Below are 14,161 nucleotides of genomic sequence, written 5' to 3'. Positions count from 1 at the left end.
AACTTGGAGTATTTTTATGAAAAAAATTTTATTATTTGCATTAATTTCTCTTTTATTTCTCTCTTCCTGTACTCAAAAGAAAAAAGAAGAGTTACGCATCGCGACCAACTCATGGATAGGATATGCTCCTCTGTTCTATGCAAAGGAGAAAGGTTATCTTGATGCACTCAACATCAAGCTTATTACAAATGTTTCTTTGGCAGAAGCCGTAGATATCTATAGTGTCGGCAAGGCAGATCTTGTGACGACAACACTACATGAATACCATATGTTGAAAAATTCAGGTCACGCCATTGTTCCTATAATTCTACTTGATCGCTCTAATGGCGGTGATATGATTTTATCAAACAGAACTATTGATGAACTTGTCAATGCAAAGCAAATCTATGCCTATTTAGAGATAGATTCTATCAATGCAGAAATCTTGGAAGACTTTTTACAACACTACAAAATAGATCAAAATAAAATAAAGTACATAAACAAAGACCAGGCCCAAATAGAAGATTTAAAACCCCAAAAAGATAAAAACATATTGATAGTTACCTATGTACCTTATAATCTTTCCCTTGAAAAAAAAGGCTTCAAAGAGATTGCCTCAACAAAAGATATGGAGACGATTGTCGTTATCGATTCACTCTGCAGTAATCAGGCAACAATAGACATATATCAAAGAAGATTGCAAGAACTCAAACAAATCATCGATCGTTCCATCCATGAAATAGAGGCCAATAAACAACTCTCCTATGAAATTACAAAAGGCTATCTTGGAAATATCAGCTATGATGAGTATGTTAATTCGTTTAAACTTATCGAGTGGATTAACAATCCCTCTAAAAAGCTGCTAAAACGTATAAAACCTATGGATTATGATGAAAAGCAATTAATCAAATGAAAACTATATCGATAAAACTTTTTACAGCTATTGTTATGCTCCTGCTTTTTACGGGAGGCAGTTATCTTTTTTATAAATTTTTTGATGATTCAAAAGAGGTTACAGAAAGACTACTTGAAGAGAATATTCAGGTCAATATTTTAAACATCAAATATTTCTTAGATAAAAATCTGCAAAAAAACAGTATCAACCAACTAAAAGCCTATCTCGACAATATAGTTAATTCCAATACGGTAATCAATGATATTCACATTATTGACAACCAAAGAAAACTGCTTTATGCAACAGACAGAGATACGCTATTAGAACATGAAGGAGTACACTGCAGTGCTATTTCAAAAATCATTAGTTCAGATATTTTTGAGCAGCAATGCTATACCTTTTCAATAAAACTCTTCGATGGGCTGAAGCCTTACTATTACAGTTCTATTGTTTATCTGGACAAAGATTATCTAGACTCTCTGCTTAAAGATAAAATCATTAAATATCTGGGGCTCTTTATCAGCTACACTATCATCTTCATTCTTCTTCTGTGGTTTACGATTCGAAAATTTATTATCGCTCCATTAGAAGAGTTACGTCAATTTGCCTACTATTCAGAGAAAACTCCAAGGCAGTTTCTTATCCAAGAGCTAGAGAGTATTCGTTATTCACTGGAACTCACCTTCAGACGTCTTAAAAAAGAGCAAGAAGAACTTTTTAATCTCTCTACAAAAGATCCACTGAGTGGTTTATATAACCGTTTGAGTCTTATAGAAAAGATCAATTGGCTCATTTCTAGAAGTCAACGCTCACATGCGAAATTTGCTCTGTTATTTTTGGATCTGGACAACTTCAAAAATATCAATGATTCACGAGGTCATGAATTTGGAGACAAAGTCCTGCAACATATCTCAAAAGTCCTCCTGTCTTCTGTAAGAGACAATGATATAGTATCAAGAATCGGTGGTGATGAGTTTGTCATTGTTTTACCGGACATTACAGATAATAAATCTATTTTGGAAGTTATTAAAAGAATCCAACATTCACTGTCAATGCCGGTTGTCTTTGATAATTACAAATACCATATCACCTGCAGTATCGGTATCACAATCTATCCAAAAGATGGAAAAAATGTTACAGAGCTCTTGAAAAATGCTGATATTGCAATGTATAAATCCAAAGAGCTTGGAAAAAACAACTTTCATTTTTTTACAGAAACCCTTAATGATGAGATTCAAGAGAAGATGAATATCCAAAGATTGATGATAAATGCACTTGAAGAAGGCAATTTCAAACTCTTTTATCAACCAAAAGTAGATATCCAAACAAATCAAATTGTCGCTTGTGAGGCTTTAATCCGTCTTATTGACCCTATTCACGGATTGATTTCGCCTGATAAATTCATTCATATTGCAGAGGAGAACAACTTTATCATTCCGCTTGGAAACTGGATCATTGAAGAGGCTGCAAAACAACTCAAACTTTGGGAAAATACACCGCTGCAAGATATAAAACTCTCTATCAATGTCTCCGGAGTACAGTTTAAAAATAAAAACCTCTTCAAAATCATAGAAAATGCCATAAAGAACATTGACCCTTCAAAACTTGATATTGAACTGACCGAGTCAGTACTTATGAGTGACTTTGATGCAAAACTCAAAGTCATTCATCAGTTCAAAACACTTGGCCTTAGCCTCTCACTTGATGATTTTGGTACAGGTTACTCGTCACTATCTTATCTCAAACAAATTCCTTTCGATACACTGAAAATCGATAAAAGTTTTATTGATGATTTAGAAAACAAACAAGACCAATCCTTTGTCAATATGATTGTAACTATTGCCGATGAATTAGGGCTGGAAGTTGTAGCAGAAGGTGTTGAGAACAGAGAACAGCTTGAATATCTCAAAAAGATGAAATGTGAGCAGTATCAAGGCTACTACTGTTCAAAACCACTGCCTGTTCAAGAATTTGAAACACTTTTTAGAGTACATAACTCTATTATTACTGAAATTTGAGTATAATCTCTTTAAATTTTTTAAAGTGATTGTCTAATGATAAACTATGAGTCTATAAAACCGCTTTTATTTAAACTACAGCCTGAAAATGCACACCATGTTGCAGAGTGCGTATTGCGTCTGCCAAATATTTGTCAAATCCCATTCAATCCATTTTTAGAATCCCATTTTGTAACAGATGATATCCTCACGCAGGAACTTTTTGGACGTAAATTTTACAATCCGATAGGTCTTGGAGCTGGATTCGATAAAAATGCGACAATGATTCGTGGTATTGAAATCCTTGGATTTGGTTTTACAGAGATAGGTACCGTTACTCCAAAACCCCAAGCCGGAAATCCAAAACCACGTATGTTTCGCCATGTTAAGCAAGAGAGTATTCAAAATGCGATGGGATTCAACAACGACGGTGCCTACAAAGTGGTTAAGCGTCTAAAAAAACGATACCCTTTTACAACACCGATCGGTATTAACATTGGAAAAAACAAAGTCACACCTGAAACAGAGGCCATAAATGACTATACACACCTCATTAAAGCCTTCAATGGTTTAGGAGATTACTTCGTTATCAATATCTCATCACCAAATACTCCGGGGCTTCGTGACCTGCAAAATGAAGAGTTCATCACAAAACTTTTTGCTGAGGCCAAAGCACTCACAGATATGCCTATTCTTCTCAAAATCGCACCTGATATGACCTCTGAAGATGCTGTTGCCCTTACTACTCTGGCAGTTGAAAAAGGAGCTGATGGCATTATCGCGACAAATACCACTATTGATTACTCATTGGTAAAACATCCAAAAGAGATTGGCGGTATCAGTGGTGCAGTTTTAAAAGAGAAGAGTTTTAAGATCTTTGAAGCAGTTGCAAAAGAGCTCTATGGTAAGACTATACTTATCTCTGTCGGTGGTATTGACTCAGCCAAGGAAGCATATAAACGTATAAAAGCTGGTGCTTCACTGGTACAGATTTTAAGCGGCATCGTCTTTCATGGTCCAGATATGATTATGAACATCAACCGTGAGCTTATTGAGCTTTTACGCGCTGATGGCTATAGCAACATCACAGAGGCTATCGGAGCAGATAGAAAACAATGAAAATTCTAACAACACTGCTGCTTGGCTCTTCTTTGATATTTGCATCATCATTTATCAACTATAAAGCAACCAAGCAAAATAAAATACAAAAGAGTGAGAAACATAAAATGCCTTCACCATTACCACAGTATGAAACAAAGACCCTAAAAAATGGACTAGAGATTGTAGTGATTCCTCTACATAATGAGACAAATGTTGTCTCTACCGATATATTTTATAAGGTCGGAAGTCGTAACGAGGTTATGGGCAAAACAGGAATCGCACATATGCTTGAGCATATGAACTTTAAAAGTACCAAAAACCTCAAAGCCGGAGAGTTTGACAAGGAAGTAAAAAGTGTCGGTGGTGTCAATAATGCCTCGACAAGTTTTGATTATACACACTACTTTATCAAATCTTCAACACCAAACTTTAAAAAATCAGTAAAACTTTTTGCAGAGTTAATGCAAAATTTAAACCTCAAAGATGAAGAGTTTCAGCCCGAACGTAATGTTGTTATGGAAGAGAGACGCTGGAGAACGGATAACAACCCTTTAGGATATCTCTACTTTAGACTCTTTAACAATGCCTATATCTATCATCCGTACCACTGGACACCTATCGGTTTTATCAATGATATAAAAACATGGACAATTGATGATATCAGAAACTTCCATAAAACTTATTATCAGCCGCAAAATGCCATCTTGATGGTAACAGGTGATATAGATCCAAAAGAGGTCTTCCGTGAGGCCGAAGCTGCTTTTGGTGCTATTAAAAACTTTGGAGAAATTCCTGAAGTCAAGTTCATAGAGCCAAAACAAGATGGTCCCAAAAGAGTAATCATCCACAAAGAGAGTGAAGTTGAAATGATTGCCATTACTTTTCACATTCCAAACTTCCAGCATAAAGATCAGGTAACACTGAGCGTTATCTCTGAAATTCTTTACTCTGGAAAAAGTTCACGACTCTATAAAGAGCTTGTTGATAAAAAGCATCTGGTAAACTCTGTTTATGCTTATAATATGGAAAATATCGATCCGGGACTTTTTATCTTTTTGGCAACCTGTAATCCTGATGTAAAAGCTGAGAAGGTAGAAAAAGAGCTTATCAAACAAATAGAGCTGATTAAAAATGAACCGGTAACAAAAGAGGAGCTTGCAAAAGTAAAAATCAATACAAAATCCGACTTTATCCACTCTTTAGAGAGTTCAAGCTCTGTTGCTAACCTTTATGGAAGCTATCTTGTCAGAGGTGACATAACACCACTTCAGGAGTATGAAGAGAGAGTCAACAAAGTTACTGCAAAAAAAGTACAAAAAGCAGCACTGAAGTATTTTGATTTTACAACTGCTACAACAGTAATTCTTAAAAAGTAAACTATATTTCAAATTCAGGGCGACCCAAATAGTAGCCCTGCAGATAATCCACACCAAGAGCAATAACTGTTTCATACTCCTCTTTCGTCTCAATATGCTCGGCTACTATCTTCATATTCATACTTTTTCCAAACGAAACTATTGCTTTTATGATGTTATATGCTGTTTTGTCTTTATCGACATTTTTTATGATACTGCCGTCAATTTTCAAGATATCAATATCAAGATTTATCATATATCTAAAATTGGCATAACCGCTTCCAAAATCATCCAAAGCAATTAAAAGCCCCAACTCTTTTAACTTGGAAATACTTTGAGAAATTATCTCAAAGTTTGTAATCTCTTCATGCTCTAAAATCTCGATGGTCACACGTTTTGCAAGCTCTTTGTTTCCTTTGAAAGTCAAACGTAACAACTCTAAAATATCCTCATTTAAAATATCTTGAATATCAAGGTTGATTGAGAGATGTACATCAGGTCTCTTCTGCAGCGTCTGCACTCCTTTTTCCAACACAATGGCTGTCAAAGAGATATAAACCTGTGTATGACGAATAGAAGGAAGAAAATTATTTGGTGGAATGATTTTACCCTCTTTGTTCATCATACGTAGAAGCATCTCATATTTTCTTATTTCATTTGTTTTTGCATGAAAGATGGGCTGAAATGCGCACTTTATCCCACCCTCATCTATGGCAAATCGAATATCACTGATACGATTGGATGCTTCACTCTCATATTTTTTCGCTTCATCAAATATCTCGACCCGATTACGTCCTGAAGATTTTGCTATATAGAGCTGTTCATCAGCAATCTTGATCGCCTCTTCTATATTTTTCGCACTGTATGGAAAAGGATTTACACCGATGGAGAGTGTCATATTGATTTTATTGTTACGACTCTCAATATCAAGATTCATTATCGCTTTTCGTATGCGTTCTGCAACACGAATAGACTCTTTGGACTCTTTTTTATCCACAAGTAAGATAAACTCTTCTCCACCAAAGCGGATGAGTATATCTTCATGTCGGATATTTGATTTTATCTCTTTGACCACAGCTACTAAAACATCATCACCAACATCATGTCCATAATTATCATTCACAAGCTTGAAATTATCCAAATCTATCATCATCAAATAATAGTTTTGCAGTGAAGTTGTTTCTAAAAACTCTGAAAGATATTGTCGGTTATAAACATGTGTCAGCGAATCAACCAAAGCTTTTTTTCTTGTTTTATAATAGAGATAAACCAATATATATGCCAAAAGCAGCATTATAAACATAAAAAAACTGATATAAAAGAAGATGGTTTCGATAGGGTTTAAAATATTCACGATTTGCGTGTAAACATCATAGGTAAAATCAGCTCCTAAGACTGCTATTACTTTTTGATTGATAACTATTGGATAGGCGATAGTAACCCACAGAGTTTCTAAGGCATTTTGCTGGGTAACCTGATACTGTTTCGTTTTATAAGCTGTTTGCCAAATATCTGATTCTGTATCAAATTTCTGATTTAAAAAGGCTCTTTCATTCTCATCTTTTGTTGCATCTAAAAGATATCTGTATTTACCGTCTTCATCTCTATAAAGCATATAAAGGTACTTTACATCATCCCCTTGTAGCAGTGCCAGATCACTTTCAAGCTCATAAGCGATATTGGGATTATCTATGATAAGTTCCGCAAGATTATCTCCATAATTCTTTTCCATACTCTCAACATATTTTTGAAACAACGATACTTTTTGCATGATAAGATGCTCTTTTATTATTTTAAATACACTCTCTTTAGCCTCTATAAACTCAAAATAAATCACCATAGATGCAATGGTAACAAGGGGAATGACAAAAGCTAATATAATAAAACTTCTACTTATTTTCATCTTATTACTCATCATTTTTCAATATACTTGTCAAAACTTGCATCAAGTTTTATATTGTATCTCTCAAGTCTTCTTTTATAAAAGAGAATGTTTGGTCGTCCTTTTTGCCAAAAAAATGCTCCAACAACCCTGTTATCACGCAAATGAGAATACCTTGTCCCAAAAAGTATCTTCTCTTTACATGCTTCTGGTAGGTTTTTCAGTGTTGTAATGATGACAATATCCGCCTCTTTGCAACTATTGACAATCTTTAATTTACCCGGAAATTGTTCTAATGCCTTATTTTCTTTATAAATATAAACTTCCGGATACTCTTTTGTTGTAACAGCTATAATGACTTTGTTAAATATGGCAGACTCTAAGGCAACATCGTTTGCAAAAACAGTCCCAATACAAATGAGGATGAAAAGTAAAGCTCTCAAAACAGATACTCCATACTTATCATAAATTTTTGCTCGACTACAGGTACTTCAAACTGTGCATTTGAAGTAGGAAGGTCATAATAATATTTTCGACTCAAACCTTGATTGAAAATATTTTCCCCTTTGAGTCCAAAATGCAAATTAGGTGTTGCTCTGTATTTCACACCAGCAGAATAATCATAGCCTGTATCTAAATTTTCAAATCCACTATTGATGATAATTTCATTAAAAATGTCAAATTTTCCATACGTATTTATAACTCTTGCAAGATAATTATAATGATTTAAAATATCTCTACTCCCAGGGACATCAAGATGTGTATAGTCAACCTGTAGCTCCAACTTATCCTTTTTTCGAAAGAAATAGCTAAACCCTACAGCAGCATAATGTGCTTTTAAGTCTTTCGATGAATTTTGTACTACTCCAGAACTGTCAGACACTAAAAAACCCTTTGTCTTGGAATACCCAAAAATAAATTTGGAAAGTGTATTCTCCTTGCTATAACTGAATTCCTGCGTGATAGCAAGATATTTTTCAGAATTTAGTTCAGGATTTCCGAAGTGTGCCTCTGCTGTCATAAAAGGCTCAGGTATAAACTCTTGTCTTGCTACAAATGTTTTTGAGACAAAGCTCTTTGTTGAGTATATATAGGAGAGTCTCCACTGTGTAACAGACTCATTCTTCATAGCTTTGTTTCTTTCATAGTACTGTTGCATCAGAGAGATTCCCAAGAGACTGTTTGTATTTAACAGTATAGAGTCTTCTACAAAAAGCGAGTAAATATTTTCATGGTCATATTTTTGCTGCTGTGTTGATGGAACACCATCATATTTAACCTCATCAAACTTAAATAATTTATATCTGTACTGCAATCCTATACTAAGCGTGTGAACATCTAGCTTTATCTTTTTTTGTAAAATTGCTGTGAGTATATCAGAGTCATACTCCTGCTGCATTGTTGAGAAAAGACCATAAACAGGTGTAGAATAATTTGCTTCATATTCCCCATCGGCATAAATATAAGAGATATTCAGTGTAAGTGATTCATCTTGAAACTTAGAAGCAAAAGAAGCATTTACAAAATCCCTCTGCATATTTGTACTCTTTGGAACTTCAACAGGTAACAAACCCAAAAATCCGTCATGTTCCATACGCAAAGCATTTAATTCAATTTTATAGTTTGCTTTAGAGAGTGAACCATAAAAATGTTTCATAGTTATATCTCTTGCAATTGTATTGCCTTCGACACTATATTTCTCTTGTTTGTTTTGCGAATGATTTGCATAAGCAAAAAATGAAAGTTCATCACTCTGCCCTGCTGTATAGATATTTTCTTTATTTGACGTATGTGACGCACCTAAAAACTTAATACGTGTTCCACTATCTCTACTTGCGACCTTACTATAGAGTCTGACAACTATCGTTGCAGGTTCAATTCCAAAATCAAACGATGGAAATCCCTCATATACCTCAACATGATCAATGAAGTCCATATCAATATTACCAAACATTAAAAAGCCACTGCCTGTTATCGGTAAAACCAATTCATTATCATTCAGATAGACTCTTACAGATTTTGAGCTATACAGCACAGGATCAATATTCAGCAAGTCCGGTTCACCTATTCGATTTTCCAAATACCTGAAAAATCGAATAGATTTCAGGACATCTTTGAGCGTCTCGACCTGCATACGCTCAAGATCATCTCTGGTAAAGATAATGAGATGACCTCCATTTTCATCTTTTGTTTTTTTTGAAAGTTCTGATTCTGATTGGTATTTGTCTAGGAGTACATCAAGATCATCTGCAAATAGTATTACGCTGCTTATCATCATTAGTATTACAACTATTCTACTCAAAACAGGTACTCCATACTGAGTGTAACTTTCTGATCCACTATTGAAAAATCTTCCGTCTCTTGGGGCAAAAGTTTAATATAAAAACTCTGCTTTAAGGCACTGTTGAAGATATTTTCACCCTTGAGATTGAAGTGCAGATCTTTCGTCGCTTCATAGCGGATACCTGCGGTATAATCATAACCTGCATCAACTCCTTCATATCCACTGTTAATGATAAACTCATTGAATATATTGAATTTACCGACATTATTTAACATTCGCACTACATAATTTATATATTTACCTGCACTGTTTCCATATGGTGATTCTATCTGTGTATAATTTGCCTGAAGTTCAAGCTTGTCATCTCTTCTAAAGTAATATGTAAACTCCAGGGATGCTGAATATCCATCAATATCTATTGAAGAGTTTTGCATAATAACCCCACCGCTTCCATCACTGAAAAGTATAGGTACATCGTAATTTTTCCCATAGCCTAAAACGAGTTTTGTAAGTGTCTGTTGTGTTGTATAACTTATCTCCTCAAAGATAGACTTATATGATTCAGACTGTAACTCTGGATTACCATAATAAGGTGATATTGTCATATATGGTTCAGATGCAAACTCTTGAGAGGAAAGAAATGTCTTGGCAACCCATTGCTTATCTGAATAGATATATCCGATACGGAGCTGTGTCGTATGTGACTTGTGCACATCCCCTTTTCTTTGATATATTTGATGCATCAAGGAGAGTGTCAACATATTTCTTTCTGAGAGTGTGATTAAATCTTGAATAAATACAGAGTAAACATTCTCTTTTTTATATGCCTGTGTAATATTGCTATCGATACCATTGAACTTGACATCTGTTAAGTCAAAATATTTATACCTATACTGAATCCCAACAGACATATCATTGTTTTTATAAATGAACTCTTTTTTCAAATTAGCTGTAAATGCCTCTTCATCAATACTCTGTGCATAGCTATTTACCAATGTAGCTGGTGGAACAAAAACCGGAGCTGTAGGATCATAGAGTGATGAGAACTCATCTTTTTGCTTCATATAGGAGAGATTTAGCACCAAAGAGTCTTGCATAAATTTTGAATTTGTCGAGATATTCAAGAAAGTAGCTTCTTTTTGCGTGTTTTTTGGAACATTACCGATCAATGATCCCAAAAACGCATCTCCCTTGGAGTTAAGTGCATGTAGTTCTATCGAATGATGCCCATTTGTAAGTGAACCATAAAACTCATTTGTATTTTTATCTCTTTTTAATTGTTCTGCATTTATCTCTTTTGTATCACGATTATTTTCAGAATGATTTGCATATAAAAAGAAAGAGAGACTCTCATCACTTCCTGCATAGTATACGTTCTCTTTATTTGATGCATAGCTTCCCGCAGAGAGTTTCAAACGTCCTCCCTCATCATGTTCCGCATTTTTAGTATAAAGACGAATGACTATTGTCGCAGGCTCAACACTAAACTCAAAAGTAGGAAAACCCTCATATATCTCTACATGATCGATAAAATCCATATTCATATCACCAAAGATGATAAAGCCACTTCCTGTGAGCGGTGTTAAAAGTTCATGTTCGTTCAAGTAGACACGCACACCCTTGGAGTAATAGATAATAGGGTCTTGATTTAAAATATCCGGTTGGGCAACTCTGTTTTCTGCGTAGATAAATGCTCTGAGTGATTTGAGAATATCTTTGAGTGTTTCAACCTGCATACGTTCCATGTCATCTCTTGTATAGATGATCAGATTTCCTGCACTCTCATCTTTCGTCTTTTTCGAAAAATCCGACTCTTTTTGATAATCTTGCAGTAAAGCATCTAAGTCATTTGCATAACTAACACTTGCAACTAACAAGATAGAAAAAAGCAAAAGTTTCATATACCATCCTCATATAGATTTTATTATCCTCATTTTCGACTTAAATCAACATTAATTCATCATCACAAATTCAAATATTTTATAATTAAACTGTTTTGATATAAAACAAATATAAGTTTTAAAACTTTTTAGCTATAATTCGGCTATCAATTTAAAGGGTAATGTTTTATGAATATCGTAACAGGTTCTTCAACCGCACTTATTACTCCATTTAAAAATGGAAAACTTGATGAAGCAAAATATGCTGAGCTCATTCGCAGACAGATCAAAAATGGCATGGATGCAGTCTGTCCTGTAGGTACAACAGGTGAGAGTGCTACACTCACACATGATGAGCACAAACGCTGTATAGAGATTGCTGTGGAAGTTTGTAAAGGAACTGGCACTAAGGTTCTTGCCGGTGCAGGAAGCAATGCAACACATGAAGCTATCGAGATTGCCAAACATGCACAAAGCTGTGGTGTTGATGCTATCTTTTCTGTATCACCTTACTATAACAAGCCATCTCAAGAGGGACTCTATCAGCACTATAAAGCAATCGCAGAAGCTGTAAGTGAACTTCCGTTTATGCTTTATAATGTTCCGGGACGTACAGGAGTCGATATCTCTGCAGATACAACAATAAGACTCTTTGATGATGTAACTAACATCTATGGTGTGAAAGAGGCAACAGGGAGCTTAGAGCGTACAGTAGAACTTCTCTCACGCAGACCGGATTTAAAAGTATTCTCTGGTGATGATGCGATTGATTATCCAATTCTGGCAAATGGTGGAGCGGGTATCACTTCTGTGACATCAAATCTAATGCCAGATCTCAAATCAGAGTTAGTAAATAAAGCTTTCTCTGGTGACTTCAAAGGTGCAAAAGCTATCAATGACAAACTTTACCCTTTAAACAAAGTGATGTTCTGTGAAGCAAACCCTATCCCTGTAAAAGCAGCCATGTACATCGCAGGTCTGCTTGATACTCTGGAGTACAGACTTCCGCTTCTTGCACCAAGCAGCGAAAATATGAAAAAAATCGAAGAAGTAATGAAAAATTACGACATAAAAGGACTATAGAATGGCAGACTTTAAAGGAAAAACTCTTTTTATCAGTGGTGGTACACGTGGTATTGGTAAAGCTATTGTTTATGCTTTTGCAGCCTCTGGAGCAGATGTTGCATTTACATACGCTTCAAGCGCAGATACTGCGAATGAAATCATTGCAGATGTTGAGAGCAAGTTTGGTGTAAAAAGCCGTGCATACAAACTGAACATTCTAGAGCCAAACACTTATAAAGATGTATTTAAAGAGTTTGACGCAGATTTTGACAGATTAGACTTCTTTATCTCCAATGCAATCATCTCAGGTCGTGCCGTTGTTGGTGGTTTTGGTCCATTTATGCGCCTTAAACCTCGAGGACTTGACAATATCTGGACTGCGACAGTAGATGCTTTTGTTGTCGGTGCTCAAGAAGCTGCAAAAAGAATAGAGAAAGTTGGTGGCGGTAGTATCATTTCTATGAGTTCAACAGGTAATCTTGTATATACTCCCAACTATGCAGGTCATGGTGCAAACAAAGCGGCAGTTGAGACAATGGTACGCTACGCAGCAGCAGAACTTGGGGATAAAGGAATCCGTGTTAATGCCGTAAGCGGTGGACCAATCGATACAGATGCACTCAAAGCTTTTCCAAACTATGAAGAGGTAAAAGCTGAAGTTGTAGCACGTTCTCCACTAAGCCGTATGGGTGAAGCTAAGGATTTAACAGGTGCTTGTAAGTTCTTATGTTCAAATGATTCTTCTTGGCTAACAGGACAGACTATCGTAGTAGATGGTGGAACAACATTCCAATAAAATAGGCTTGTAGAGTGTCTGACTGACACTCCAAGACTTTGTTAGCTATGTGTAGCTTCATAGATTTTCTCTTGACACTCAAGGCACTTCTCTAATTTTTCAGCCTCTTTTTTTGTAATTGCATGATGTATTAAAGCATCACGAACAGACTCTTTTGTTAGGTACGCATGTTTCATAACGAGCTCCTTTATTTCTATTTTTCTTTTACAATTATATAACTTATAAGTTAATATGAATCAAATCATAAATCTTTATAATGTCAAAACTATTAATCGTTTCTCTATAAAAAGTTCTTTAAAGCCATACTGCTCTTGAATCCAAGAAAATGTCTCTTTTGTGTATAAAAAGACATGTGTGGGATCATTTTTATAGTACCAAGAGCCAAAATCTCTCTCATCATAAATATCTGTCATCAGATAGAGCTTACCACCCTCACGCAGCATCTCACGCAGATGCCCAAACTCTTTTGCAGGATTGTAAAAATGTTCTATGACCTCACATGAGGAGATGTAGTCGTATTGCGTCTCTAAAAGTTCAGGATAGTTATGAAAATAGGGATCATAGTTTTGAATATCATAACCCTTCTCACGTAAAACTGCAGAGATGATAGCCGATGTTCCTGCTCCAAAGTCCAATCCTTTATGAAAAGCTTGAAAATCTTTAGTGATACTCTCTGTAATAGGTGAAACAAATTTTCTATATCCTCTATCTTCCGTATCACTGTCATGCAGCTCATAACGTTCTACCTCTTCATCCTGCTTTGGTAAATCCTCTTGCACTACAAAAACAGCCCTGCACTCCGGACATCTACAATATCTCTGCATATCTTCATAAAATTTTTGACTTAGTGTATCACATAAGGGACATCTTTCTTTCATGCCTAATCTTATCGTATCAACCATTGATAAGCAATAAAAAGATAAAATC

Annotated in this window: 12 protein-coding genes; 6 read left to right on the top strand and 6 right to left on the bottom strand. The window is 35.3% G+C overall.

The features are described from left to right. Nucleotides 1-16: 16 nt before the first annotated feature. From MNY27_RS01715 to MNY27_RS01700, 4 genes are all read left to right on the top strand, one after another. Nucleotides 17-892, top strand: coding sequence for an ABC transporter substrate-binding protein (locus MNY27_RS01715; protein ID WP_152184771.1), 876 nt, complete (start codon nucleotides 17-19; stop codon nucleotides 890-892). Next, nucleotides 889-2,892, top strand: a complete 2,004-nt coding sequence (locus MNY27_RS01710; protein ID WP_152184770.1) for an EAL domain-containing protein — start codon at nucleotides 889-891, stop codon at nucleotides 2,890-2,892. The genes MNY27_RS01715 and MNY27_RS01710 overlap by 4 nt, the downstream gene beginning before the upstream one ends. Before the next feature lie 36 nt (nucleotides 2,893-2,928). After that, a complete protein-coding gene (locus MNY27_RS01705) occupies nucleotides 2,929-3,990 on the top strand; it encodes a quinone-dependent dihydroorotate dehydrogenase (protein WP_152184769.1) in 1,062 nt (353 codons plus the stop codon). 107 nt (nucleotides 3,991-4,097) lie between these two features. After that, the gene (locus MNY27_RS01700) at nucleotides 4,098-5,348 is read left to right on the top strand and encodes a pitrilysin family protein (RefSeq protein ID WP_152184785.1); all 1,251 of its coding nucleotides are present in this window, start codon (nucleotides 4,098-4,100) and stop codon (nucleotides 5,346-5,348) included. Nucleotide 5,349: 1 nt separating this feature from the next. Here MNY27_RS01700 and MNY27_RS01695 read toward each other — a convergent pair whose 3' ends face one another. From MNY27_RS01695 to MNY27_RS01680, 4 genes are read right to left on the bottom strand one after another with little or no spacing between them, the layout of a single operon-like run. Then, nucleotides 5,350-7,230 carry an EAL domain-containing protein gene (locus MNY27_RS01695; RefSeq protein ID WP_188109503.1) on the bottom strand — a complete coding sequence of 627 codons (1,881 nt, stop codon included), beginning with the start codon at nucleotides 7,228-7,230 and terminating at the stop codon, nucleotides 5,350-5,352. 11 nt (nucleotides 7,231-7,241) lie between these two features. Further along, nucleotides 7,242-7,652, bottom strand: coding sequence for a hypothetical protein (locus MNY27_RS01690; protein ID WP_346391794.1), 411 nt, complete (start codon nucleotides 7,650-7,652; stop codon nucleotides 7,242-7,244). Next, nucleotides 7,649-9,511: a hypothetical protein gene (locus MNY27_RS01685; protein ID WP_346391793.1), complete on the bottom strand. Its 1,863-nt coding sequence runs from the start codon at nucleotides 9,509-9,511 to the stop codon at nucleotides 7,649-7,651. Before MNY27_RS01685 ends, MNY27_RS01690 begins: the two co-directional genes overlap by 4 nt. Next, nucleotides 9,508-11,394, bottom strand: coding sequence for a hypothetical protein (locus MNY27_RS01680; protein ID WP_346391792.1), 1,887 nt, complete (start codon nucleotides 11,392-11,394; stop codon nucleotides 9,508-9,510). Before MNY27_RS01680 ends, MNY27_RS01685 begins: the two co-directional genes overlap by 4 nt. A 168-nt stretch (nucleotides 11,395-11,562) precedes the next feature. Here MNY27_RS01680 and dapA point away from each other — a divergent pair, with 168 nt between their 5' ends. Beyond that, complete coding sequence (dapA, locus tag MNY27_RS01675; RefSeq protein ID WP_346391791.1) at nucleotides 11,563-12,456, top strand: 4-hydroxy-tetrahydrodipicolinate synthase; 894 nt, start codon at nucleotides 11,563-11,565, stop codon at nucleotides 12,454-12,456. A 1-nt stretch (nucleotide 12,457) separates the two neighbouring features. Continuing rightward, the gene (locus MNY27_RS01670) at nucleotides 12,458-13,234 is read left to right on the top strand and encodes an enoyl-ACP reductase (RefSeq protein WP_346391790.1); all 777 of its coding nucleotides are present in this window, start codon (nucleotides 12,458-12,460) and stop codon (nucleotides 13,232-13,234) included. A gap of 41 nt (nucleotides 13,235-13,275) precedes the next feature. Here MNY27_RS01670 and MNY27_RS01665 read toward each other — a convergent pair whose 3' ends face one another. Together MNY27_RS01665 and MNY27_RS01660 are read right to left on the bottom strand one after the other, a co-directional pair. Then, nucleotides 13,276-13,410 carry a hypothetical protein gene (locus MNY27_RS01665; RefSeq protein ID WP_281346806.1) on the bottom strand — a complete coding sequence of 45 codons (135 nt, stop codon included), beginning with the start codon at nucleotides 13,408-13,410 and terminating at the stop codon, nucleotides 13,276-13,278. A gap of 75 nt (nucleotides 13,411-13,485) precedes the next feature. Beyond that, nucleotides 13,486-14,112, bottom strand: a complete 627-nt coding sequence (locus MNY27_RS01660; protein WP_346391789.1) for a class I SAM-dependent methyltransferase — start codon at nucleotides 14,110-14,112, stop codon at nucleotides 13,486-13,488. Between the last annotated feature and the right edge of the window lie 49 nt (nucleotides 14,113-14,161).

Source organism: Sulfurimonas sp. NWX79, from assembly GCF_039667035.1.
GTDB lineage: Bacteria > Campylobacterota > Campylobacteria > Campylobacterales > Sulfurimonadaceae > Sulfurimonas > Sulfurimonas indica.
This window is presented reverse-complemented; position numbering and strand designations above follow the sequence as displayed.

Bases quoted from the DNA above. Each gene is read 5' to 3' on its own strand.
- MNY27_RS01705 (WP_152184769.1), top strand. From the start codon at position 2,929: ATGATAAACTATGAGTCTATAAAACCGCTTTTATTTAAACTACAGCCT.
- dapA (WP_346391791.1), top strand. From the start codon at position 11,563: ATGAATATCGTAACAGGTTCTTCAACCGCACTTATTACTCCATTTAAA.
- MNY27_RS01670 (WP_346391790.1), top strand. From the start codon at position 12,458: ATGGCAGACTTTAAAGGAAAAACTCTTTTTATCAGTGGTGGTACACGT.
- MNY27_RS01715 (WP_152184771.1), top strand. From the start codon at position 17: ATGAAAAAAATTTTATTATTTGCATTAATTTCTCTTTTATTTCTCTCT.
- MNY27_RS01695 (WP_188109503.1), bottom strand. From the start codon at position 7,230: ATGAAAATAAGTAGAAGTTTTATTATATTAGCTTTTGTCATTCCCCTT.
- MNY27_RS01660 (WP_346391789.1), bottom strand. From the start codon at position 14,112: ATGAAAGAAAGATGTCCCTTATGTGATACACTAAGTCAAAAATTTTAT.
- MNY27_RS01665 (WP_281346806.1), bottom strand. From the start codon at position 13,410: ATGAAACATGCGTACCTAACAAAAGAGTCTGTTCGTGATGCTTTAATA.
- MNY27_RS01700 (WP_152184785.1), top strand. From the start codon at position 4,098: ATGCCTTCACCATTACCACAGTATGAAACAAAGACCCTAAAAAATGGA.
- MNY27_RS01680 (WP_346391792.1), bottom strand. From the start codon at position 11,394: ATGAAACTTTTGCTTTTTTCTATCTTGTTAGTTGCAAGTGTTAGTTAT.
- MNY27_RS01710 (WP_152184770.1), top strand. From the start codon at position 889: ATGAAAACTATATCGATAAAACTTTTTACAGCTATTGTTATGCTCCTG.